Consider the following 24,138-nt stretch of genomic DNA (forward strand, 5'->3'; position numbering starts at 1 on the left):
TTCCCTTTAACAACCGTCCGTATGGAAGCGGCCGAATTTCGCTTAGAGTCCAAACGAAAATTCGCCAGAAGGCGAATTTTCACACCACCCACCGCCCCGCGCCCCCACTTGGGCCACCCAATATTATGCCTAACCGAGGTGCTTGGGTGGGGACACGGGGCGGTTTGTTGGATTTTCGGTTGGGCTCTTGCGGGCATTACGGCGCATTGACGGACCGGGCGGTAACGACTAGGCCCTTTTTTCGCAATGCACGTTTTCAGGCAAGGGAGCGGCCCAATCTTCATGCGCGGCATTCTTATGGCGGACAGCGCAATGGCGAGGCGGACTTTCTCATCGAGAGCAGGCGTGATCGCCGGTGTTTTGCTCGCCCTTGCCCTGTTGGTGCTTCTCCCTGCCTCGTTGATCACGCCTGCGGCGGCACAAACGAACGTGCAACCGGATGTGCAAACGCGCGCTCCTGATGCCGGCGTTTCCGCGCCCGTTCAGAACAGGCCCGCGGTGCGGCCGCGCAAGGGCCCGCCAGAGAAGCCGCTCAAGGTTCTGACCAAGATCATCCCGCCCTTTGTCATGCACGGGGCGGACGGGCGCCTGCAAGGCTTTTCCATCGATCTGTGGCGGGCTGTCAGCCAGCGTCTGGGGCGGGAGAGCGAGATTGTGCTTCTGCCTTCGCTCACGGTCCTGCTTGACGATATCCGCAAGGGCGCGGGCGATATCGCTATCGCCGCCATCACCATCACGGCGGAGCGCGAGAAGGTGATGGACTTTTCCTATCCCTATTTCCGCTCCGGGTTGCAGATCATGGTGCGGGCGGATGAGGGCTCCATTCTTGCCCAGGCGCTGTCGGTCCTGAAAGGCATGGTCACCTCGCGCAGCTTTCGCATCGCCATGCTGGCGCTGGCGGTTCTGGTGCTGATCACGGCGCATGTGATCTGGCTGGTGGAGCGGCATCGCAATCCCGAATTCCGCCATGAATATCCCCAGGGGCTGTGGGATGCCGTCTACTGGACGGTGGTGACCATCTCCACCGTCGGTTATGGCGACAAGACGCCGAAAACCCACATGGGCCGGGCCATCGCTCTGGTGCTCATCGTGTTCGGCTATATCGCCTTTGCCTGGTTCACCGCCACCATCACCTCCGCCGTGACCATCACCAAGCTGGAAGGCGCAATCAACGGCCCGGCCGATCTGCCGGGAAAGCGCGTGGCCACGGTGCGCGGCTCCACCTCGGCCGGCTATCTCTCGCGCCTGCCCGGGGTGAAGGTGTTTCTCTATGACCGCATCGAGGATGCCTATGCCATGCTGGAGGCCGGACGGGTGGATGCCGTTGTCTATGATTTTCCCGTGCTCAGCCACTATGCCATGACCAAGGGCCGGGACAAGGTGAAGCTGGTGGGGCCGGTGTTTCAGCATGAGCCCTATGGCATCGCCCTGCCGGAGGGTTCTCCTTTGCGCGAGAAAATCAACCGCGCCCTGCTCTCCATTCAGGAAAGCGGCGAATATGCCCGGCTGTATCAGAAATGGTTCGGCCCGGCGGTGAAATAGCGCCGCAGACGCATGCGGTGCATTCACCCCCACCACTCCGTTTAATGTCACTGTTCAGGGGTGGTTTACGCATGCGGTGATGGCAGTCAGGATCAGGAACAGTTCTTCAGTTTTGGCCCATCGCCGCGAGAGTTTGACCGCCTCTTTCGGCAAGGGGCCGCTGGTTCATCTGTTTCATTTCGGGACGGACGTTAACGCGCTGGCAAGGACGGATTCACTCCCGCGTTTACCATCATAGCGCGCAATGCCATGATGACGGCGACCGAGGCCGGCAGAGATGGAACCGCGCTTCGGTCCGCACCGGAGCGTTGCGCCGCCAGAATTTGGCGGCCTTGCGGCCCTCCCCCAAACACACCCAGGCCGCACGCTCCGGCCCGCCTGCCCGCACGAGCCTGCATCGAAGCCCCCATGCAATCGTGCGGCAGGCGGGAGCGGGGGACGCATCCCCAATACCTTTCCCCTAGGGCATGTTTGCAGGCACCATGCCACAGCCGCAGGCACATATGCCACGGCCGGCTTTGCCCTTCACTTATGGTGAATGACAAGCCCTAAGGCTTCCAGGGCATAGATGCCGAGAATGAGCAGAAGCACGAACACGAGGGTTGCGGAAAAGCCGCTTTTCCAGTGTGCGGGCGCCACGCGCAGGTTGAGATAGACCATGAGAATGGTGCGCGCCTTGGCCCAGGTGATGACCATGAGCAGGGCCGTCCAGGCCAGGCCGAGCGAGGCGGCGGAGGTGACCCGGCCGGCGATCATGGTGCCGACAGTGAGGGCCATGAGCAGAACCCAGGCCATGATCAGCTGCCGGGCCGTGGGCAGGTTGTGATCATCCTTGGCATGCGGGCGCGTGTTCATGTGCAGCTCTCCCTTCGGCAGGCCTTCTTTAGCGCAACAGATAGACCACGGGAAACAGGATCACCCAGATGAGGTCCACCATGTGCCAGAAAGCGGCACCGGTCTCGAGATTGTCGAGGCTGTGCCAGATGGCGACAATGACGAGGATGATGATGCCGAGCACCACGTGCAGGGCGTGAAAGCCGGTCAGGAGATAATAGAGGGTGAAGAAGGTGTTGGTGTCGATGGTGTGACCGGCGGAAAGCTCGCCGGAATATTCCACAACCTTAACCCCCAGAAAGACAAGGCCGAGCAGAACGGCAATGGCCACATGCAGCCGCATGAGACCGGTGCGCCCCTCGCTTTCGGCGCGCACAGCCAAGGCGGCAAACAGGCCGGATGTCACGAGCACCATGGTGTTGATGGCGCCGGCGAGGCGATTGAGCGTATCCTGGGATTCGCGAAACAGATCCGGGTTCATGACGAAGGCCACGGCAAATCCGGCAAAACCGGCGCCAAAGACGGCGATTTCCGAAATGATGAGCAGCCACATCATGGGATTGCCCGGCAGCTCGGACAGCGGCCCCCAGCCCTCGTCCAGGCTGCCGGATGTGGCCTGATCCCCTTTCTGCTCACGATCCGTCTTCGTTTCGCTCATAGCCTCTTCCCCCAAAGGCAGGCAGCGGCTCACCCCATACTGGCGCGGCCCTTATTTCAGGCCGGCGGGTGCATTTTCGGGCATTGGTGCGCGCTTCTCCGTAGCCGTCATCACATTTTTGCCCCTTCCTTCTCTCGCATGCGCCGTCTTCACGCCACCAGGTGCCGGTAAAGCACGGGCAGCGCGGCGGGGAGCCGCTCCGGATTGGAGACGATGGCATAGGCATTGCGGCCGAAGATATAGGGAAAATAGGCCTGCGCCTTGTGGTCGATGGTCACGCCAAAGACCTTCAGCCCCTCTCGGCGCGCATCGGCAATGGCGCGGGCGGTATCCTCCACGCCGTAGCGCCCCTCGTAATGGTCGAGATCATTGGGCTTGCCGTCGGTGATCACCAGCAGCAGGCGGCGGGTGTGCGGCCTTTCTGCCAGCTCCTTCGCCACATGGCGGATGGCGGCGCCGAGGCGGGTGTAGAATCCGGGCTTGAGAGCGGCGATACGGCGATGCACGCGTCTGGAGCGCGGTTCGTCAAAGGCCTTGATCACCGAGATGAAGACACGGTGTCGCTTGATGGAGGAAAAGGCATAAACGGCATGATCATCGCCGCAGGCGGCCAGCCCCTCAACCAGCGCGGTCAAGGCTTCCTTCTCGATGTCGATCACCTGCCGGCCCTTCACCCAGCTTTCGGTGGAGCGGGATGTGTCAAACAGCACGGCCACGGACAGGTCGCGGGCGGTCTCGCGCGCCTGCAGCCAGATGCGGTCGGAGCCTTCGCCATGGGCGGCCAGATCGGTGAGCGAGCGCACCAGCGCATCAGTGTCGAAATCCAGGCCGTCCATCTGGCGGCGCAAAATTTCGCGCTTGGGCCTTAAGGCCTCGAACTGGCGGCGCACGGCGCGGATGCGGCGGCGGGTGGCCTCATCCGGCTGCCAGCTCGCCTCGCTTTCCTCCACCTCCTCGCCGGGGCGGACGAGCACGCGGCAATGGGCGGGCAGATAGGCATTCTTGCGATAGTCCCATTCGGGATAGACATGCTCGGCGGAAAGGCGCTCGCGCTCCACGTCCTCGGGCGAAAGGTCGAGATCGAAACGCAGCTTGGTGGAGGGCTTCTTCCTGCTCTCCACCAGGGAAATCTCATCGAGATCGTCCCGGGCCTTGCGGGCGCTTTCCGGATCGTCCTCGTCATCGACCATGCGATTGAGGTTGAAGAATTCGGCCAGCGCCAGAATATGCTCGAAACGATTGAGGATGAGCGGATCCTTCTTTTCCGCCTCATCGGCACGCCGGCGCCGGCCGCGATAGCGGCGCTCGGGCGCGTCCTCGTCCTCGGTGCCGCCGCTATCGGCCGTTTCATCGCGCTCAAAGGGCGCCTCGCGCGCCGGGCGCGGCACGGCATCGCCCCACAGCGGCACCGGCAGAAAGGTGCGATAGCGCCGGGGCGCGACAAGATGCGCAAGATCGGCCGTTTCATCAATCAGGGCGGCCAGCACGGGATTGCGCGCCGCCCGCGCCTTAATCTCCTCCTCATCCGTTTCTCCGGCCCCCTGTTCAAGCAGGGTGCAAATAGCCTCCTCCACCGCCTTTTCCGCAGGCGGCAGGGTGCGGCGGGGGCGCACGCGCAAGGCGGCGGCGCACAGGCGGCGATAGCGGCGCTTCAGCCCCGGCGCGATGGCCAGGGTGCGGCGCACGCTGGCCAGGGCGAAACGCAGGGCCAGAACGTCGGCCTGCAGGGGATCATCAGCGCCTTCTGGCCAGGTGCCCTGCACGGCCACGGCCCAGGCCGCCAGCCAGTAATAGAGATCGGCATTGGCTTCCTGCTCCGGAAAGACATCGAGAACATCGGGCAGAAGCAGGGTGTCGCCATCCATGCGGGCGCGGGGCACCTGCCAGGTTTCATGGCCGAGGCGATGGAAGATGCCAAGGCGGGCGTGGGTGGTGCGGCGGGTGGTGGCGGCAAGGTCCACGCCGGGATCGCCGCCGAGGGTGCGGAAGAAGACGCCGAGGCGCCCCTGCATGTCGGCGAAGGAGACGGCGGCCTGCGGCCAGCGCGGCAAATCGGTGGGGCGGGTGATCAGCCTGTCCCACAGCGTGCCGATGGTCTCTTCCGGCTCGAAAATGCTGAAGCCCATGATCCCCCCTTTCTCATATGCCGCCTGTTGCCCATGGCCGTATCACCTTGCGGCACTGGCGGCGGGCAGAGTGGCCGCTGCCGTCTTAGTCGATGATGGCGGCGATGGCCTCGCGCAGGCCCTCCTTGACATCCTCGTCATCGGTGAGCGGCTCGATCAGCGCCGCCTCGATGGCCTCCTGCATGGGCATGCCGGCGGCGATGAGGTTTCCGCAATAGATGACGAGGCGGGTGGAGGCACCTTCCTCGAGATCGTAGTCCTTCAGGCCGCGCAGGCGGCGGGCCAGGCGCACAAGCAGGGCGGCGCGCGATTCTTCCAGGCCGGTTTCGCGGGCGACGACCTCGGTTTCCACCTCCGGCGGCGGATAGTCGAAGGAAATAGCGATGAAGCGCTGGCGGGTGGAGGGCTTGAGGTTCTTGAGAATGTTCTGATAGCCGGGATTGTAGGAGACGACGAGCATGAAGTCGTCCGGCGCATGCAGGGTCTCGCCCGTGCGCTCCAGCGGCAGGATGCGGCGATCGTCGGTGAGGGGATGAAGGACGACGGTGACGTCCTTGCGCGCCTCCACCACCTCGTCGAGATAGCAGATGCCGCCGGTGCGCACCGCGCGGGTCAGCGGCCCGTCGGTCCAGACGGTCTCGCCGCCTTTCAGCAGATAGCGGCCGGTGAGATCGGCGGCGGTGAGATCGTCATGACAGGCCACCGTAAAGAGCGGCAGGCCGAGGCGGGCGGCCATGTGGGCGACGAAGCGGGTCTTGCCGCAGCCGGTGGGGCCTTTCAGCAGCAGCGGCAGCTTCAGCCGGTGCGCCTTCTCGAACAGTTCACACTCATTGGCCACGGGACGGTAGAAGGGAATGTCCCGGGCCGTATCATCGTTCTCAGCGGGGTTGTCTGCCGCGAGAGCTACCGTGGCCGATTCGCTCATGCCGTCGCCTCCCTTGCTCGTGGTTTCGGTTGACGGTGGGAACGCTCCCCCCTTGCTGGCAAGGCTATATGCGCCGCCAATGAATCTGTTTGACGGAAGTCAGATAAATTCAGGCAAAAGAAAGCATCCGCCAAGACAAACGGAAGCGGAGCGGGAGTGCTCCCGCTCCGCTCTTTTTTGTCGATGCGTGTTATTCTGCCCTTGACGCTCACTCCGCCGGGGTGGCCGCAGGGGCGATGATCTCCTTCTCGCGCGGCACGAAGACCGAGTAGAGATAGAGGAACACCGCCAGCAGAACCACCACACCGGCACCCTCGCGGAAGAGGTAGAAGAGCGTCAGCTCATCCTGCACGTCCATGAAGTTCTCGCCACGGACGCGCTGCAGGTGCGTCTGCACGGCACCGGCGAAGGTGAGCGCGAAGGTGATGAAGGCCATGGCGCCGGTCATCACCCAGAAGGAGACCATGTTGAGCACCTGGTTGTAGGGCTCGCGGCCCAGCAGCTTGGGCATGGCGTAGGTGATGAAGGCCAGGTTGAGGCAGACATAGGCGCCATAGAAGGCCAGGTGCCCGTGCGACATGGTCACCTGCGTGCCGTGCGTGTAGTAGTTCACCGGGGCGAGCGTGTGCAGGAAGCCCCAGATGCCGGCTCCGAAGAAGGCAAGCACCGCACAGCCCAGCGTCCAGAGCAGGGCCGCCTTGTTGGGATGCTCGCGCTGGCCCTTCCAGACCATGGTGAAGACGAAGAGGACCATGGCGAAGAAGGGCACCACCTCAAGCGAGGAGAAGATGGAGCCGATCCACTGCCAGTAGGCGGGCGTGCCGATCCAGTAATAGTGATGGCCCGTGCCGAGAATGCCGGTGAACAGCGAGAGCGCGGCGAGACCATAGATCCACTTCTCCACCATCTCGCGGTCAACACCGGCGAGCTTGAGCATCAGGAAGGCAAGCACCGCGGCCATCACCAGCTCCCAGACGCCTTCCACCCACAGGTGGACGATCCACCACCAGAACATCTTGTCCAGCGCAAGGTTGGCGGGGTTGTAGAAGGCGAAGAGGAAGAAGATGGCAATGCCCCACAGGCCAAGCAGCAGCACATTGGCCACCGCCGTCTTGCGCCCCTTCAGCACCGTCATGGTGACATTGTAGAGGAAGATGAGGGCGGCAACGACGATGCCGAGCTGCACCCACACGGGCTGCTCGATGAACTCACGCCCCTGCTTGCCAAGGAACGGATTGCCGTGGAACAGGTCGAAGATATAGGTGACCACCACGCCTGCCGTGCCGAGAACCAGAATGGCCAGCTGGACATAGGCCAGGGTGGGGTTCTCGATCTCGCGTTCGGCCTCCTCAGGGATGATGTAATAGGCGATGCCGAAGAAGCCGGTGAGCAGCCACACGATCAGGGAGTTCGTGTGCAGCATGCGCAGGATGTTGAAGGGCAGGACCTCGGCCAGGAAGTTGGGATTGAGATAGACATAGCCGATGACCACGCCCATGAGCACCTGCACCACGAACAATACCATGGCGAAGGCGAAATACGCCAGGGAGATCTTCTGGGATTGATACTTCATGGTTCCTTACCCTCCCCTCAGCCGGCGAGATTGGGCGGCCAGTTCTGGGTGTTGATCTTGCTCGTCCACTCGAAGAAATCGACGAGGTCGTTGAGCTGCTGATCGGTGAGATCGAAGTGCGGCATCTGACGCCGCCCTTCCACGCCGGTGGGCATGGACTTGATCCAGGTGATGATGGCCTCGCGGGCCGCCTTGGGATCATTGTCGTTGTTGGCCAGGTAACGCTTCCAGACGTTGCCCAGCTCCGGCGCGTAATAGGCGCCCTCGCCGAGAAGTGTGTGACAGTCGATGCAGGCGTTCTCCTCCCACACCTTCTTTCCGCGCACCACGGAATCGGTCAGTGGTGGCGTGGAGACGTTGACGATATAGCTGTAGCTGTGCGCAACCAGCAGCACGAAAACCACAAAGAAGAATATCGTGCCGCCGAAGAAGATGTTGCGTGCCGTCGACTTGGTTTGCATGACCGCTTCCCCTCGTTCATTCGTGGGCTCGCGGCGCAAGCTTACGAAGCCTTCATCTTTTTCCGCCTTGACCATTGTCAAGATTCTTGCGCCTGCAGCGCGCGGAGAGGCGCTGCCGCCCTTCTCTTGACAGGATGTCGCAGCTCGATCAGAAAGCAGGAGAAGCTGATTTCGGGTATAGCCCTTGAATATTGATCCAGATCAAGAAATTTATTCTTATTTCTTACCAAAATGATAGGGAATTCTAGTTGACCAATACTTGGCTTTACCCTTGATGAAAGTCAAATGCCCCTTTTCTCGCCTTGTCTAAACTCTGCGGCCGTGGGCAACCCGTGCAATCTCAACCAAAACCCTAGACTAGAGGGACGTCATGAAAAGAGCAGCATTCTACGCCTTGTTGCCGGTTGCGGCCCTGCTGCTGCCCCTGAACGGCGGGAGCGGCACGTTCACGAGCAAGGCGCACGCGGAGGACCTGCCTCCGGCGCCGACCCTGACCAAGGAGGAGTTCGAGAGGGCAAAGACGCTTTACTTCCAGCGCTGTGCCGGCTGTCACGGCGTTCTGCGCAAGGGCGCCACGGGCAAGAACCTGGAGCCCAAGAACACGCGCAAGCTGGGCACGAAGAAGCTCGCGCGCATTATTACGGAAGGCACGGACGGGGGCATGAACCCGTTCAGCGACATCTTCAGCAAGGAAGACATCCTGCTGCTGGCGAAATACATCCAGCTGCCGCCGCCGAAGCCGCCGGAGATGTCCCTGGCCATGATGAAGAAGGCCACCAAGGTCTACGTGAAGCCGGAGGACTATCCAGACAAGCCGCTGCACGGACGCAACTGGAAGAACTTCTTCCTCGTCATCGAGCGTGACGTGGGCAAGGTGGCGGTGGTGGACGGCGACAAGCACGAGATCGTTGCGCATCTCAACACCGGCTATGCCGTGCACGTGCTGAAGTCCGCCGAGAAGCACCATGTGAAGGAAAGCGAGCATCCGGGGCGCTTCTGGTACACCATGGGGCGTGACGGCAAGCTGACCAAGATCGACCTGTGGCAGACCCCGGACAAGATGGTGGTGGCCGAGACCAAGATCGCCTATGACGCCCGCGACGTGGCCGTCTCCGGCGACGGCAAGTACGTGGTGGGCGGTGGGTACTGGCCGCCGCACTTCGTGATCGTGGACGCGGTGACCATGGAGCCGCTGCGCGTTATCTCCACCCGCGGCTATGACATCAACGGCGAGTATGTCGAGGAGTCCCGCGTCGCCGCCGTGTACACCACACCGCTGCAGACCTCGTTCCTGATCTCGGCGAAGGAGCTGGGTCAGATGTGGCAGGTGGACTACACGGACCTGAAGAACCTCAAGATCGTGCAGATGCAGACCTCCAAGTTCCTGCACGACGGGTTCTTCGATCCCACCGGCCGCTACTTCCAGATCGCGGCGAACGCGTCGAATCAGATGGTCGTGGTCGATACCAAGGACTGGAAGCTTGAGGCCATCATCGACGTGGGCCGCAAGCCGCACCCCGGCCCGGGTGCCAACTGGGTGGATCCCAAGTGCGGGCCTGTGGGCGGCACGGTGTATCTGGGCGAAGGCAAGATCACGACCTGGGGCAACGATCCGAAGGGCCATCCGGATCAGGCCTGGAAGGTCTGCTACAACGTGACGCTGGACGGCCCGGGCGTGTTCATCCGCACGCACCCGAATTCGCCCTACGTGCTGGCGGATCAGACGAAGTCGCCGGATGAGGAGGTGCGTCAGTCCATCTACGCGCTGGAGAAGAAGACGCGCAAGCTCATCGGCCCCATCGTCGTGACCGAGAAGCCCGGCTATGCGGCGGTGCACATCGAGTTCAACGCCGACGGCTCGGAGTTCTGGGTCTCGGTGTGGAACCGCACCGATCCGAAGAAGCCCAATGGCGAGATCGTGGTCTACGACGCCAAGACGCTTAAGGAGAAGAAGCGCATCAAGGGCTTCTACACGCCGACGGGCAAGTTCAACGTCTCCAACCGCGCCAATCACGTGACCTGATCGCGCCGGTTGCAGGACGTAAACTCAAACGACGCGCAAGGAGGGTGGCGGCATGGCGATGTCGCCGCCCTTCTGCTATTCTGCGTTCAGACGGAAGGTTTCCGAACAACACCGGCCGAAAAAGACATCTGCGAAGGAAAGGGAGGGATGCGATGAAACATGCCTTGATCGCTCATGCGGCTTTGGCCTTTTCCCTCATGGCGGGAGGGGCCGCGCTGGCGGCGGAGAAAACGCCTGAGCCGCCGCAGATGACGCCGGAGAAGCAGAAAATCTGCGAGGAAGCGGAACAGCGCTATCAGAAGATCTATGGTCACCCCTCCGCCAGCCTGAAGGACAAGGGCATCGTGGTGGTCAAGATGTACAAGTACACCTTCTGCCCGCCGCAGGTGCGCGTCAAACCGGGCACGACCGTGCGCTGGGTGAACGTGGACAAGCGCACCTCGCATTCCGTCTGGTTCAAGGAGGCGGGCAAGGAAGAATCGGAGCGCATCTTCCCCGATCCCGAGGAGAAGGTGGAGATGAAGTTCGACCTGCCGCCGGGGGAATATCCCTATCTGTGCGGCCCGCACTGGAAGACGGAGGGCATGGTCGGCAAGGTGATCGTCGATCCCAAGGCGCCGTAAGCGCGCCGCCCTTCTTCATGATGCGCCGCGTCTTTGCGGCCTCAGCCGCCGGAGCGGGGCGATCCCGTTCCGGCCATTTCTTCATGGCAATACGGCGCGCTTAAACCTGCTGGCGAATGCCTGCGTGCCTCCTATCGCATTATCAACTCAATTGCCCTTGATATTCTTTATCATACATGAAGAACCACTTTTCCCCCTCCCCCTGGTAGGGGGAGGATTAAGACATTGCCTCTTTCAGGCCTGTCCTCCCTGGACTGCCGGGTTCCGGTTCAAGCCTGAAACAGGCAAGGTCGGGAGATGCCCATTGGGTGATGCAATGGCGTGAAAAGGCGGGCCTGGGGCGGGCTGTGGCCTCTTGATTTTTGTTGCTGCCCCGGCGAAATCGGAAGGCGGCCTGCCCCTATTGGCCGATGCGGCGATCAGGCGCTGACCCATGAGATTTTGAGGAGAACGCCATGGCCCTGCCCCTGAAAGAACTGGCCGACATTGCGCGGCTGCCGTTTTTGGTGCTCACGCCCATTTGTGTCGGTGCGGGCGCGGCGGTGGCCTCCTGGCGCGGTGCACCCATGGATGCGGGGCTGCTTGCCCTGGTGCTCATCGGGGCGCTGGCGGCGCATGTGGCGGTCAATGCGCTCAATGAATATGGCGACTTCAAAAGCGGGCTGGACATGGAGACGCAACGCACGCCCTTTTCCGGCGGCTCCGGCACCCTGCCCGACCGGCCGGATCTGGCGCCGCTGGCGCTGCGGCTGGGCTTGAGTGCGCTGGCGCTCACCGCGGTTCTCGGGCTTTACTTCTTCTGGCGGCGCGGGCCCGGCATTCTGCTGGCGGGGGTGCCCGGCTTCATTCTGGCCGCCACCTATACGCCGTGGATCCTGCAAAACCGCTGGCTGACGCTGATCGCCTCCGGCGCCGGGTTCGGGGCCATGGTGCTGGGCACGGAGTTCGTGCTCTCAGGTACCTACAGCGCCAGCGGGCTGTTTGCGGCGCTGGTGGTCTTCTTTCTTGTCAACAACCTGCTGCTGGCCAACCAGTTTCCGGACATGGAGGCGGACAGGCGCTTCGGTCGCAAGAACATCCCCATCACCATGGGGCCCGAACGGGCGGCGCTGATCATGGGCCTGTTCTTCCTGCTCGCCTATGCCAGCCTCGCCGCCGGCATTGCCTTCGGTGCGCTGCCGCGGGCGGCGGCGGCCGGCTTTCTCACCATGCCGCTGGCGTGGATGGTATGGCGGCGGGTGACGCGCGATCATGCCGACATGGCGCGGCTCGTTCCGGCGCTGGGGCAGAACGTCATGCTGACGCTGATCACGCCCTCGCTGCTGGGCCTCGGCATCATGGCCGCCAAATGGCTGGCGTAAGGAAACAGGCCGAACCGGATGAATATTCTCGCTTCGGATGGAAAACATTCAGTCGACAAAAGCTTTTTTTAACAATCATTCTTTTTTCCTGAAGATCAAGTTGGACTTTTTGATAGACAAATAACCGGCAATCAACATGGCTACAGGAAGCAGGAACAATAGCCAGCCAATCATATCGAAATATGTTTCAAAAACATGCTTAATCCCAAATTGCATAAGATCACTTATGAATACTGCCATATAAATAACAGCACATAGTCCCCCATAAAAAATAAGTAATATTCCTGTAATAAGCATTACGTATGCGATGAGTTTGTTCATCACAGCCCCTTTCATCATTTGGAAGTTTCATCCTTCTGTTTCAAAGATTCGTTTTGATCCTTGCGTTTTGATCTATACTTTTTTTTGAGCATGACTATCCCTATGGTGATTAAGATAACCCCAATAAATAACACACCACAAGATAATAGATAAAGCTCCCATTATAATTATAAGAAGTAGTTTTAATATATATGCATGTGCTTTCAAACAATGATAACAGGATAGCGCCTATTATCAAAATGACACCAATAATGCCCATGAATATTTTCATGCCATTTTCCCCTCATGGCATGCGCCGGTGCCGGGCCTGTAAAACAGGTTGTATGTGTCTATGGGGATGATGCGGCCATCATCGGTTACAAAATGGATGCAGGAGCGTTTCACGCGTCCCAGGCAGAAGTTGGCGGCATCAAGAAATTCGACAATGGCAACGCGGAAAATGTCGGCATAGGAAAGATTTTCAGGCATTCTGATCTGCGGCAGGCAGCACAACATGGACTGAAGCCGTCCCGGGGCGCTGTCGCAGGTGGTATCAAGCGAGAAAAATTCAAGAATGCGGGCGTGCAGCTCCGGGTATTTCTCGAAGGAGATGGCATTGGGCAATTCTGCCACGATGACATCGCGCGGAATATAGCGGGTGACCGGCGCGATCTTCTCTCCATCGCGCAGGGCGTAGCCGATGCAGATGGATTCGGGATTGCACGGCAGGGGAATGAGGTCTTCTTCGGCAAATCCACAGTCGCCTTCGATGATGGCCCGCCGGATATCGGACAGCACGACGCGCCCGCGACCTGCTGCATCGTTCAGCAGGCGACCGGCCCTTTGAACGGGCTGGAAGGTGACACCGCGCACGCATTTCCAGCGAAGGGCATGGCGGATGATGTCAGCGGGTTCATCCTCGTTCAGCCCTTTGGCGATAACCGCCACGAGCGTGGTGGAAAGGCCCGCCCGCTCCAGATTTTCCAGCGCGCGGCGGCGCACGCCCGTTAAATCGGCTCCCCGCAGCTCTTTCAACACATGGGGGCGCAGGGAGTCGAACTGCAGATAGATTTCAAACCCCGGGGCAAAACGCGCCAATGCCTCGGCAAATTCCGGCTCGTTGGCGATGCGCACGCCATTTGTATTGAGCATGATGTGGCGGATGGGCCGCGCCTTGGCCATTTCGATGATGCGCAAGATATCGGGGTGCAGTGTTGGTTTGCCGCCGGAAATCTGCAGCAGATCGGGCTCCACTTCCGATTCCACCAGTGTGTCGAGCATTTTTTCGATCTGCGCCAGCGTTTTGAAGCCGCCCCGCCCCGGGCCGGACGCGGCAAAGCACACGGGGCATTCCAGATTGCATTCATCCGTGATGTCGATGAGCGCCAGGCAGGAGTGCTGTTCGTGATCCGGGCAGAGACCGCAATCATGAGGGCAGCCCTTTTCAATGCGCGTTTGCGGTGCCTGGGGCAGGTCAGACACCTTCAGAAAGTCGCGCTGGCTGAGGTAATAGCTGGCATCGGTGGATATCACGGCGCGGCTTACGCCATGTTGCGGACAGCGCTTGCGAAAAACGATTGTATCGCCCTCGCGCAAAATCTTGGCCGGCACAAGGCGCAGGCATTTTTCGCACAGCGAGGTAGTCTGCCCGAGATACACATAGGAAGACTGCTTGCGGCGAAAGGTGTTCATCCCCCCTGCCCCCGGTTTATTCTCACCAGCATCCATGCGCCATAGCCCACAAGGGCAGCACAGACGACATGAAAGATGTTGAAAGGCCCGATGACCTTGCCATAAGGCTTGAGAAACTCCCAGATGAAACGCTGCGCGCCATACCAGATGGTCAGCAGATAAAACCCCTTGTCCATGAAAAAACGTGAGCGGCGCGCAAGCATGACAAGCGCGAATATCAGAAAGGCCGCCATGGCCGCGCTTTCATAAAGCTGAACGGGATGGCGCATCACACCATCGCCGAAATCCACACCCCAGGGAAGGGACGTGGCCACGCCATAGGTGAAATCAGGCCGGCCGGCAAAGAAGCATCCGAGACGGCCGATCATCACGGAAACGGCAAAGCCGGCGACAAAAAGAATGCCCGTTGAACCGGAAATTCCTGCTCTTGCCTTGTAAATTTCCACGCCGGCAATGGCTCCCAGCAGGGCGCCTGCGATGGAGCGGCCGATACCCCAAATGCCGGAAAGCCAGAGATTGGCCGTTCCGAAGAAATAACCGCCAAGAACGGCTCCTGAAACGAGTGCGAGGGCATAGCCCAGGCCAACAGCATCTTGCACGTCATGGCGAGAAGCTTGCAGGCGCCAGACAAGGACGAAAATGGTCACCCCGCCAGCCGCAAGTGCCGCCAGGATGTCAAACAGTACATGATAAAAAACTCCCCCGGTCATGGTGGCATTATATCGCCCTCTCTGCCTGCATGGCCGGGGCGAATTGTCGCCTGAGCGGCAAAAGTTTCATTGAATGCAGCCTTCTTGCTGCCCCCTCTGGCGCCAGGGAATGAAAAAGCGGCAAGGTTGGCTGTTTCACGCCGGTTTTACAAAGTAACAGCCGGCCGGTTTGGGCAGACATTCCTTGATTTTCATCAAGGGGTTGATCGGGCCCGTTTCCTATCTTTCCTCGGGGAGCGAAACCTTTTCCTTTCGGGTTGCGGATGGAGAGAAGCAGGCGGACACTGGCGCGAAGAAGCGGCCTGTTGCTGAGAGGGCTCATGCTGCTGGCGCTGGCGGCCTTGCCGGCGGCGGCCGTGGCCATGGCGGAAGGGACTTTGAGCCCCCAGCGGCAGAAGGCGCTTGTCCATCTGGTGCGGCAGGACTGTGGCTCCTGCCATGGCATGACCTTGAAAGGCGGGCTTGGCAAGCCGCTGTTGCCGGAGAACCTCGCGGACAGGGATGCTGAGACGCTCGCCGAGATCATTCTGGATGGCATACCGGATACGCCAATGCCGCCATGGCGCTCCCAGCTTACTCAGGAAGAGGCGCTGTGGATTGCGCGGCGGCTGAAAGAGGGGTTCCCGCATGAAACGCCGTGAGTTCGTCAGGTCGTTGGGGGTTGTGCCGGCCCTGCTCGCCGGGGCCGCAACAAGCGGGCGTGCGGCCGCCGAAAAGACGGGCGAGGCCTCAAGCCAGACCGCTGAGAGTGCGTGCGCCTGCCGCGGCACCGGGGATCTCGGCCTGGTGATTGAGCGGGCCACGGGTTCGGTGCTGATCGTGGAGCACACGAAAGGCAGCATCCTTGCCCGCATCGAGGGGCTGGGCGATCTTTCGCATGCTTCGGCGGTGTTTTCCCGCGATGAGCGCTATGCCTTCGTTTTCGGCCGCGACGGCGGGCTGACCAAGATCGACCTGCTCACCGCGGAGGTGAAGAAGCGCATCATCCAGTCGGGCAATGCCATTGGCGGTGCCATTTCCGATGACGGGAAGCTGATTGCGGTGTCCAACTACAAGCCGGGCGGCGTGCGGGTCTTTGATGCGGAAACGCTCAAGCCGGTGGCGGACATTCCGGCCACCTATCGCGGCGGGCGCTCGAAGGTGGTGGGGCTGGTGGATGCGCCGGGCCGCCGCTTTCTCTTCGCGCTGTATGACGCCGGCGAGATCTGGATGGCGGACTTTTCCGGCAAGGCGCCGGAGGTGGTGCGCATCGGCCCGGCCGGGCGCTACCCCTATGACGGCCTCATCGCCCAGGGCGGGCGCATCTACATCGCCGGGCTGTTCGGCGAGGACGGCATGGCGCTCGTCGATCTCTGGCAGGAGCCGCTGCAGGTAAAGCGCATCCTGAAGGATTACGGCAAGGGCGAGAAGAAGCTGCCCGTTTACAAGATGCCGCATCTGGAAGGCTGGACGGAGGCGGCCGGACACTTCTTCTTCCCGGCGGTGGGGCGGCATGAGGTGCTGGTGATGGACGGGCGCAGCTTCAAGCTGGTGGACAAGATCCCCGTGCACAGCCAGCCGGTTTTCGTCATGGCGCGGCCGGACGGCCGGCATGTCTGGGTCAACTTCGCGCATCCGGACAATGACACGGTGCAGATCATCGACGTTGTGAAACGCAAGGTGATCCACACCTTCAAGCCGGGGCGCGCGGTGCTGCACATGGAGTTCACCCCGCGGGGCGAGCGCGTGTGGCTTTCGGTGCGGGATGCCAACCGTATCGACATTCACGATGCCCACACCTTCACGAAGGTGGGCGAGCTGCCGGCGCGGGCGCCTTCGGGCATCTTCTTCACGGTGCGGGCCCACAAGATCGGCCTGTGATGTGAGGGCGCAAACGACACGGGCAGGGAGGCGACGGTGGAGCTTAAGGCGCAGGACATAGCCCGCTTGCAGCGCTGGCAGCGCAACTTTCCGATTCTGCCGCGCCCCTTCGCCATCGTCGCGCAGGAAGAGGGCTTGACAGAAGAGGACCTGATCGCCTGGACGCAGGCGCTTCTGGATGCCGGCATCCTCTCGCGGCTGGGCGCGGTGGTGCGGCCGAACACGGCCGGGGCCAGCACCCTGGCGGCGATGAAGGTGCCCAAAGAGCGCCTGGATGATGTCGCCGCCATTGTTTCCGGGCAGCCGGAAGTGACTCACAATTACGCGCGGGATCATGTATACAATCTGTGGTTCGTGGTGACGGCGGCGGACCGGGCGGCTGTGCAGGCCACGCTGAACCGGATCGCCGCGGCAACGGGGCTTGGCATTCTGGATCTGCCCATGGAAGCGGCCTATCACATCGACCTTGGCTTTTCGGCGCCGGATGAGAAGGGTCTTGCGCGCTCACCCTGCCGGCCGGTGCGCCCGGTGCGTGCGCCCGCACGCGCGGTGGTGAGCGATTTCGACAGGCTGCTTCTGGCCGCCATCGAGGACGGCATTCCCCTTGTCCCCCGCCCCTATCGCGCGGTGGCGCAGCAGCTGAACAGCACGGAAGAGCGGGTCATTTCCCGGCTGTGTGCCCTCCTGGAGGGCGGGGTGATCACCCGCTTCGGCTATGTGGTGCATCACCGGAAACTGGGCTTTCGCGCCAATGCCATGGTGGTGTGGGACATTCCCGATTCGCGGGTGGATGCGGCCGGTGCGCTCATCGCCGCGGATCCGTGCGTGACCTTATGCTATCGGCGGCCGCGGCGGCTGCCTGACTGGCGGTACAATCTCTTCTGCATGATCCATGGCCGGGAGCGGGCACAGGTGCTGGAGCGGGTGAAGGCCCTGGCCGAACGGCTGGCGGCGCGCCTTGCCCTGCCGGATGTACCCCATGCCGTGCTGTTCTCGCGCAAGCGGTACAAGCAGTGCGGCGCGCGGTTTTCGGCCGGACTGAAGATGGGAGCGGCGTGATGCCCCTGCGTGCGCAACTGGATGAGATCGACAGGCGCATCATCAACGAATTGCAGGGCGGCTTTCCGCTGGTGGAGCGCCCCTATGCCGCGGTGGCGCGCGAGCTGGGCATCAGCGAGGCGGACCTGATCGCGCGGCTGAAGCGCCTGCTGGAGATCGGGGCGGCCACACGCTTTGGCCCGATGTATCATGCCGAGCGCATGGGCGGGGCGGTGATGCTGGCGGCGCTGGCGGTGCCGGAGGCGCGCTTCGAGGAAGTGGCGGCGCTGGTCAACGCCTATGACGAGGTGGCGCACAACTACAAGCGCGCCCATAAGTACAACATGTGGTTCGTGGTGGCGGCGGAAACGCCGGAGCGCATCGAGGAGGTATTACAGGACATCGAGGCGCGTACGGGGCTTTCCGTGTTGCGGGCACCGAAGCTGAAGGAATATTTCATCGGCTTTCGCGTGCCGGTATAGCCATGGGGCCGGAAAGCCCTCTGGCCGTCTGCCAGAAGTGGCGGCGGGGTGCGAAGACGGACCGGCGGAGAAAATGGCGGGCTTTCATGGATTCTCACGGGAGGAAACGGCCGGCCAGACAAGGGCATGAGCGGATGAAGGGTCATGCAGCGCATCGATGAGAAGGACAGGGCCATCATCGCCGCCACGCAGGCGGGGCTGCCGCTGGTGCCCGATCCCTGGGCGGAGGTGGCGAAGGAAACCGGGCTTGAGCCGCAGGAGGTGCTTGAACGCATGCGGGCCATGGCCGAGCGCGGCGTGATTAGGCGCATCGGGCTGGTGCCCAATCATTATCGCCTGGGCTGGACGGCCAACGGCATGAGCGTGTGGGACGTGCCGGATGAGCTGGTGGATGAGCTGGGCGAAAAGGTGGGGGCGCTGCCCTTTGTCACCCATTGCTATCTGCGGCCGCGCTCCCTGCCGGAATGGCCCTACAATCTCTTCGCCATGGTGCATGGCCGCAGCCGGGCGGAAGTGGAGGGCAAGGTGGCGCGCATCCATTCGGTGCTCAAGCCCCATGTGCGCTCCTTTGACGTTCTGTATTCCACGCGCATCCTGAAAAAGGCGGGCCTGCGCATCCGGCGCGATGTGACGCCCATTCCCCACGGATCGAAAGGATGAGGGCTTATGTTCCGGCTCAGTCACTACATGCAGGCTCTGGTGGCGCTTGAACGCGGCACGTCCCCGCCGCGGCTTAAAGGCGCCAGCCCGTTAACGGCGGCGCGCAGTGAAGCACAAGGAGACACCACCAATGCCGCGCCGCGCAAGGAGAGCGCACGCCCCGCATCCGGGCGCGGAAAGTCCGGGCCGGTGGTGATCTGGAACCTGATCCGCCGCTGCAACCTTCTGTGCAAGCATTGCTATGCCATTTCCGGCAATGTGGATTTTCCCGGAGAGCTCTCCTTCGATCAGGTCTGTGCCGTCATGGACGACCTGAAAGCCTATGGCGTGCCGGCGCTCATCCTCTCCGGCGGCGAGCCGCTGCTCAGGCCCGACATTTTCGACATCGCCCGCCGGGCCAAGGCGATGGGCTTCTATACGGCGCTGTCCACCAACGGCGTGCTCATTTCCGAGCCGGTGATCGCGGATCTTGCCGACATCGGTTTTGACTATATCGGCATTTCGCTGGATGGCATCGGCGCGGTGCATGATGCCTTCCGCGGCATGAAGGGCGCGTTTGACAAGTCGCTGCAGGCCATCCGCCTGTGCCGCGATGCCGTCATCCCCGTGGGGGTGCGCTTCACCATGACGCGGGACAACGCCCATCAGTTCGAGGACATGCTGGCGCTGGTGCGCGACGAGGGCGTTGAGAAGTTCTATTTCTCCCACCTCGTCTATGCCGGCCGCGGCAACAAGAACCGCATGGATGATGCGGCGCGCGAGCATACCCGCGCGGTGATGGACCGGCTGTTTGAGGTGGCCTTCGAAGAGGCGGAGAACGGCACGGGCCGGCAGTTCGTGACCGGCAACAACGATGCCGACGGCGTGTACCTGCTTTTGTGGGTCGAAAGGCATTTTCCCCGCCATGCCGCGCATGTGCGCCGCATGCTCGAGGCCTGGGGCGGCAATCAGTCCGGCGTGATGGTGGCGAATATCGACAATGTGGGGGATGTGCACCCCGACACCATGTGGTGGCATCATACGCTGGGCAACGTGAAGGAGCGGCCCTTCTCGGAGATCTGGGAAGATACCTCCGATCCGCTCATGGCCGGGCTGAAACAGCGGCCGCGGCCGGTGAAGGGCCGCTGCGCCGCATGCCAGTATCTTTCCATTTGCAACGGCAACACGCGCGTGCGCGCCCAGCAGCTCACCGGTGATCCATGGGCGGAGGATCCGGCCTGTTATCTCACGGATGCGGAAATCGGCGTGAGCGGTCAGGGGCGGCAAGTGGAACTCACCCCCTTCCGCGGCCGCCGCACCGCCGCCACCGGCGCGTGAGCGCCACCGCCTCATTCATCCGGAGAAATACCCGGGAATGGATGAATTTGAGCGCTGGCGAGCTTCACCTCCCCCTGGAAGGGGGGAGGGAACAAAAGCCGAGCGACTGGAGGTCAGATAACGGATTCAGGGCTGTCTGACTGCCGGAATGGGATTGTATCCCGTTCCGGAACGTTTTTGGCGGGGTATGTGACCCCGCCATTCATGCCTGAGACGGGATTGAACACCCCGCTGAACCGTTCCGGAAGAGGTTGAAGCCTCTTCTGGCAAGGGCAATGGCGCCCGCCTGCAGGCTTGATTTGCGTCGTATGAAAATAAAATGCCGGAACGGGATTTTATCCCGTTCCGGAACGTTTTGGCGGGGTTTAAAACCCCGCCGAACTGTTCCGGAAGGATATAAAATATCCTTCCGGCAGTAAGAGCTTGAGCCCGTAAGAACCATTTCTGACTGCCATCACCGCATGTGTAAACCGCCCCTGGATACCCGGGACACGCCCGGGCATGACGTTTTCTTATGGTTTTTCAATGAATTAAACAAACACTTGTCGTCAGAAGCTGAATTGGTCCTGGTGCAGCGGGCGGCAGGCAGAAAGAGTGCATGATCCTAACCTCCCCCTGATAGGGGGAGGTCGGCGCGAAGCGCCGGGAGGGGGTCGGGCCGCAAGCGCAGCGCTAAGTCGCCCGACCCCCTCCCTGCCCCTTCCTCTACCAGGGGGAGGGAGAAAAGGAGTGTTTCATGTATGGAAAGGATATCAAGGGCAACTGAGTTGATGACGTAAATAGTTGATATTCAATATAAAAAATAACAGCTTCCCAGGCTTGGGTAAGGAGGTAAAAAATGCCTGGATAAAGGCATCTGTGTAGCATGTGATTAATCACGCGCTTCATGGCGAAAATCATTCGTAGCGCATAGAGCAAATTTAGTTGGATACCAATGCGTTTTCGCGGGAATGACGAAGAAGGTTGGCTATCGAAACTTTGGAAAGCCTTTGAGCAGGGATGCCAGCCATTCATGCCCGCAGGACGCGCACCGTGTCCTGCCGGACGCTTAGGGCGGCTTCGTCGCCTTCCCGCCGCGGCGGCTGGCCGGGCAGATGCGGCTCGTCCACCAGCACCTCGTGCTCGCCCACCATCACGCCATAGCGCACCACCGGCCCCAGAAACTCCGCGTGGCTGATGCGCACCGGCACACACACCTCGCCCTCGCATGCCGCCGCTCCGCGCTCCAGCAGGTGCGCCGCCTGCGGGCGGAACACCGCGTGTGCCTCGCCTTCCGGCTCATCCGCCGCCACCGGAACGGCGAAGCCCGCCGGCCCCTCGAACCGGCGTTCGCCATTGCGCGCCACCACCCGCCCCGGCAGGCGGTTGGCCGCACCCAGAAAGCCGGCCACGAACAGATTGGCGGGATTGTCATACAGCTCCATCGGCGGCCCCGCCTGCTGGATCACGCCGCCTTCCAGCACCGCCATGGTATCCGCCAGCGTGTTCGCCTCCTCCTGATCATGGGTGACGAACACGGTGGTAATGCCCAGCTCCCGTTGCAGGCGCTTCAGCTCGCGCCGCATCTGCACACGCAGGTTGGCGTCCAGATTGGAAAGCGGCTCGTCCAGCAACAGCACCTGCGGCCGCACCACAATGGTGCGCGCCAGCGCCACCCGCTGCTGCTGCCCGCCGGACAGCTGCGACGGCCGCCGCTGCGCCAGGTGTGCCAGCCCCACCAGTTCCAGGGCCTCCTGCACCCGGGGGCCGATCTCCGCCTTGGGCACGCCCCGCTCCTTTAAGCCGAAGGCCACGTTCTGCCAAACCGTCATGTGCGGCCATAAGGCATAGTTCTGAAACACCATGCCCACGTTGCGCTCCCACGGCGGCAGCGTGGTGACATCCTCATCGCCAATGAGAATGCGCCCCCTGGGCTGGGGGCCAAAGCCGGCGATGGCGCGCAGCAGCGTGGACTTGCCTGATCCGGACGGCCCGAGAAAGGCAAACAGCTCTCCCGGCGCGATCTCCAGGTTGATGCCGCGCAGCACGTGGGTGTCGCCAAAGGAGATGTGCAGGTCTTCGATGAGAATGCGCTTCGGCGCCGGGCTATTGCCCGTCTTCTTTTGTGCGGACGCTCCTGCCTGTCTCTCCGCCGTCTGGTGCATTGCCTTCTCCATCCTTACACACCCTGCGCCGCCATGCGCTCATCCAGCGCCGCCTGCGCCCGCTGGCGTTCCACGAACCGGTGCGAGAGCCACGTGGCGAAGCCGACGATGACGACCGCCAGCACGCCCAGCGCCGCGCCCGGCCCGCGCCCGGCCGCCGTTTGCATGTAAACGTAGATGCCATAGGAGAGCGGTGCGTCCGCCTCGCTGGAGACCAGCATGATGGTGGCGGAAAGCTCCACCGCGGCGGTGGCAAAGGCGGTGACGAACCCGGCGGCGATACCCCCCGCCATGAGCGGCACCACGATTCGCCGCACCGTCTCGAAGCGCCCGGCGCCCAGGTTCTGCGCCGCCTCCTCCAGCGTCACGGAGACCTGCTGCAAGGCCGCGGAACAGGCGCGCAGGGCATAGGGCAGGCGGCGGATGGTGAGCGCCACCACGATGATGACCCACCACGTGGCCAGCGGCTTGCCCACGCCGGGGAGCACGAAATCGTGAAATGTGCGCAAGAAGCCGATGGCCAGCACCACACCCGGCACCGCCACCGCCGCCGTGCCGATGTAGTCCAGCACGTGCCGCCCCGGCAGCCGCGTGCGTTGCACGATGTAGGCAATGGCCGTGGCCAGCATCACGTCGAACAGCGCCGCCAGCCCGGCATAGAGCAGCGTGTTGGTGATGTAGGGCATGGCGGTGGTGAACACCTCCCGGTAGTGCGCCAGCGTGAAACCATCCGGCAGCACGGAGAAGGACCAGATGGTGCCGAAGGAGAGCAGAAGCAGCCCGATGTGCGGCGAGAGCACCACCAGCAGGATGAGCAGGATCAGCGCATAGGCCCCCGCCTTTTCCCAGGGCTTGAGATCACGCCGCAGCAGCCCGCCACCGCCCTTCTGCACCGAGGCGTATTCGCGCCCACGCGTGGCCAGGTGCGCCACCCACAGCGACAGCAGCGAAAACACCACCAGCATCACCGAAATCACGTAACCCATCGGGTCGGAAATGCCGATGGAGGAAATGCGCAAGTATGCCTGCGGCGCCAGCATGGTGTTCACGTTCAAAAGCAGCGGCGTGCCCAGATCGTCGAAGACTTTCAGGAACACCAGTGCTGCGCCCGCCACATAGCCCGGCATGGCCAGCGGAAACACGATGCGGCGGAACAGGCGCAGCCCGTGCGCGCCCAGGTTCTGCGCCGCCTCTTCCAGGGAGCGGTCGATGGTGTTCAGGCTGGCGGAAAGGTTGATGAGGATGAACGGGAAATAATGAATGGACTGCACGAGAATGACGCCGTTCAGCCCCTCCATGAAGGGAATGGTGAAGCCGAAATGTTCATCCAGCAGCAGGTTGATGGAGCCGTTGGCGCCGAAAATCATCTGCATGGCCACCGCGCCCACGAACGGCGGCATGATGAGCGGCAGCACGCCGAGGGTCTGGATCAATGTTGCCCCGGCGAAGTTGAAGCGCGAGGTGAAATAGGCCAGCGGCAGCGAGATGATGGTGGCCACCACCACCGACATGAAGGAGACGTAGAAGGAATTGTAGAAGGACTCCCGGAACAGCGGCGTGCGAAAGAAATCGAGGAAGTTCACCAGCGTGAACGCGCCGGTGTTGGCGTCCAGAAACGCCACATAGACCACCTGCGCCACCGGAATGAGCAAAAACAGCGCGAGAAAGGCGAAGATGGCCAGCGCCAGCAGCGCCGCGCCCTTCTGCTGTCGCCAGGCGGCAACGACATCGCGCACAAATCCGCCCGCCATCTTCCGGCCGCCTGCCGCTGTGCCCGTGGCGCTCATTCGTTTCCTCCGAAGCCGTTCA

The 24,138-nt window shown here is 62.1% G+C and carries 21 protein-coding genes; 10 read left to right on the forward strand and 11 right to left on the reverse strand.

The features are described 5' to 3' along the window. The first annotated feature begins 282 nt into the window (after positions 1-282). Complete coding sequence (locus tag EK16_RS03665; RefSeq protein ID WP_197059595.1) at positions 283-1,542, forward strand: transporter substrate-binding domain-containing protein; 1,260 nt, start codon at positions 283-285, stop codon at positions 1,540-1,542. A 525-nt stretch (positions 1,543-2,067) separates the two neighbouring features. Here EK16_RS03665 and EK16_RS03670 read toward each other — a convergent pair. The 6 genes from EK16_RS03670 to EK16_RS03695 all read right to left on the reverse strand — a co-directional run bounded on the left by EK16_RS03670 (position 2,068) and on the right by EK16_RS03695 (position 8,119). Then, positions 2,068-2,397: a cytochrome C oxidase subunit IV family protein gene (locus EK16_RS03670; RefSeq protein ID WP_038034825.1), complete on the reverse strand. Its 330-nt coding sequence runs from the start codon at positions 2,395-2,397 to the stop codon at positions 2,068-2,070. Between the two features lie 28 nt (positions 2,398-2,425). Beyond that, positions 2,426-3,034, reverse strand: coding sequence for a cytochrome c oxidase subunit 3 family protein (locus EK16_RS03675; protein ID WP_038034826.1), 609 nt, complete (start codon positions 3,032-3,034; stop codon positions 2,426-2,428). A 149-nt stretch (positions 3,035-3,183) separates the two neighbouring features. Beyond that, the gene (locus tag EK16_RS03680) at positions 3,184-5,160 is read right to left on the reverse strand and encodes a nitric oxide reductase activation protein NorD (RefSeq protein ID WP_038034827.1); all 1,977 of its coding nucleotides are present in this window, start codon (positions 5,158-5,160) and stop codon (positions 3,184-3,186) included. Positions 5,161-5,245: 85 nt separating this feature from the next. Beyond that, entirely contained in the window at positions 5,246-6,085 is an 840-nt protein-coding gene (locus EK16_RS03685) for a CbbQ/NirQ/NorQ/GpvN family protein (protein WP_038034828.1), read from the reverse strand. 208 nt (positions 6,086-6,293) lie between these two features. Beyond that, entirely contained in the window at positions 6,294-7,658 is a 1,365-nt protein-coding gene (locus EK16_RS03690) for a cbb3-type cytochrome c oxidase subunit I (protein ID WP_038034830.1), read from the reverse strand. Positions 7,659-7,675: 17 nt separating this feature from the next. After that, positions 7,676-8,119 carry a c-type cytochrome gene (locus tag EK16_RS03695; RefSeq protein WP_038034866.1) on the reverse strand — a complete coding sequence of 148 codons (444 nt, stop codon included), beginning with the start codon at positions 8,117-8,119 and terminating at the stop codon, positions 7,676-7,678. A 370-nt stretch (positions 8,120-8,489) separates the two neighbouring features. On the opposite strand from EK16_RS03695, the gene EK16_RS03700 reads away from it, so the two are divergent. The 3 genes from EK16_RS03700 (at position 8,490) to EK16_RS03710 (ending at position 12,126) form a co-directional block, all read left to right on the forward strand. After that, the gene (locus EK16_RS03700; RefSeq protein WP_038034831.1) at positions 8,490-10,142 is read left to right on the forward strand and encodes a nitrite reductase; all 1,653 of its coding nucleotides are present in this window, start codon (positions 8,490-8,492) and stop codon (positions 10,140-10,142) included. Between the two features lie 152 nt (positions 10,143-10,294). After that, positions 10,295-10,765 carry a plastocyanin/azurin family copper-binding protein gene (locus EK16_RS03705; protein WP_231573594.1) on the forward strand — a complete coding sequence of 157 codons (471 nt, stop codon included), beginning with the start codon at positions 10,295-10,297 and terminating at the stop codon, positions 10,763-10,765. Positions 10,766-11,220: 455 nt separating this feature from the next. Then, on the forward strand, positions 11,221-12,126 hold the full coding sequence (locus tag EK16_RS03710; protein WP_051928890.1) for a prenyltransferase: 906 nt from the start codon (positions 11,221-11,223) through the stop codon (positions 12,124-12,126). Positions 12,127-12,201: 75 nt separating this feature from the next. Here the strand turns inward: EK16_RS03710 and EK16_RS03715 are convergent, their stop codons facing one another. From EK16_RS03715 to EK16_RS03725, 3 genes are all read right to left on the reverse strand, one after another. Beyond that, positions 12,202-12,465: a hypothetical protein gene (locus EK16_RS03715; RefSeq protein ID WP_038034832.1), complete on the reverse strand. Its 264-nt coding sequence runs from the start codon at positions 12,463-12,465 to the stop codon at positions 12,202-12,204. A gap of 249 nt (positions 12,466-12,714) precedes the next feature. Next, positions 12,715-14,118 (reverse strand): radical SAM protein, encoded by a 1,404-nt coding sequence (locus tag EK16_RS03720; RefSeq protein WP_038034833.1) that lies wholly within the window; start codon positions 14,116-14,118, stop codon positions 12,715-12,717. Continuing rightward, positions 14,115-14,828 (reverse strand): prolipoprotein diacylglyceryl transferase, encoded by a 714-nt coding sequence (locus tag EK16_RS03725; protein ID WP_038034834.1) that lies wholly within the window; start codon positions 14,826-14,828, stop codon positions 14,115-14,117. The genes EK16_RS03720 and EK16_RS03725 overlap by 4 nt, the downstream gene beginning before the upstream one ends. 320 nt (positions 14,829-15,148) lie before the next feature. On the opposite strand from EK16_RS03725, the gene EK16_RS03730 reads away from it, so the two are divergent. From EK16_RS03730 to nirJ, 6 genes are all read left to right on the forward strand, one after another. Then, positions 15,149-15,469: a c-type cytochrome gene (locus EK16_RS03730; RefSeq protein WP_081910228.1), complete on the forward strand. Its 321-nt coding sequence runs from the start codon at positions 15,149-15,151 to the stop codon at positions 15,467-15,469. After that, the gene (locus EK16_RS03735) at positions 15,456-16,688 is read left to right on the forward strand and encodes a cytochrome D1 domain-containing protein (RefSeq protein ID WP_081910229.1); all 1,233 of its coding nucleotides are present in this window, start codon (positions 15,456-15,458) and stop codon (positions 16,686-16,688) included. The genes EK16_RS03730 and EK16_RS03735 overlap by 14 nt, the downstream gene beginning before the upstream one ends. A gap of 36 nt (positions 16,689-16,724) precedes the next feature. Then, on the forward strand, positions 16,725-17,747 hold the full coding sequence (locus tag EK16_RS03740; protein ID WP_051928891.1) for a siroheme decarboxylase subunit beta: 1,023 nt from the start codon (positions 16,725-16,727) through the stop codon (positions 17,745-17,747). Further along, on the forward strand, positions 17,747-18,208 hold the full coding sequence (locus tag EK16_RS03745; RefSeq protein ID WP_038034835.1) for an Lrp/AsnC family transcriptional regulator: 462 nt from the start codon (positions 17,747-17,749) through the stop codon (positions 18,206-18,208). The genes EK16_RS03740 and EK16_RS03745 overlap by 1 nt, the downstream gene beginning before the upstream one ends. 144 nt (positions 18,209-18,352) lie before the next feature. Next, complete coding sequence (locus EK16_RS03750) at positions 18,353-18,868, forward strand: siroheme decarboxylase subunit beta (RefSeq protein ID WP_038034837.1); 516 nt, start codon at positions 18,353-18,355, stop codon at positions 18,866-18,868. Positions 18,869-18,874: 6 nt separating this feature from the next. Further along, the gene (gene nirJ, locus EK16_RS03755) at positions 18,875-20,185 is read left to right on the forward strand and encodes a heme d1 biosynthesis radical SAM protein NirJ (protein WP_081910230.1); all 1,311 of its coding nucleotides are present in this window, start codon (positions 18,875-18,877) and stop codon (positions 20,183-20,185) included. 1,010 nt (positions 20,186-21,195) lie between these two features. Here nirJ and EK16_RS03760 read toward each other — a convergent pair. Further along, positions 21,196-22,341 (reverse strand): ABC transporter ATP-binding protein, encoded by a 1,146-nt coding sequence (locus EK16_RS03760; protein ID WP_231573595.1) that lies wholly within the window; start codon positions 22,339-22,341, stop codon positions 21,196-21,198. 2 nt (positions 22,342-22,343) lie between these two features. Then, positions 22,344-24,080 (reverse strand): ABC transporter permease, encoded by a 1,737-nt coding sequence (locus EK16_RS03765; RefSeq protein WP_051928892.1) that lies wholly within the window; start codon positions 24,078-24,080, stop codon positions 22,344-22,346. Between the last annotated feature and the right edge of the window lie 58 nt (positions 24,081-24,138).

The organism is Thermopetrobacter sp. TC1 (assembly GCF_000746275.1).
GTDB lineage: Bacteria > Pseudomonadota > Alphaproteobacteria > Rhizobiales > Aestuariivirgaceae > Thermopetrobacter.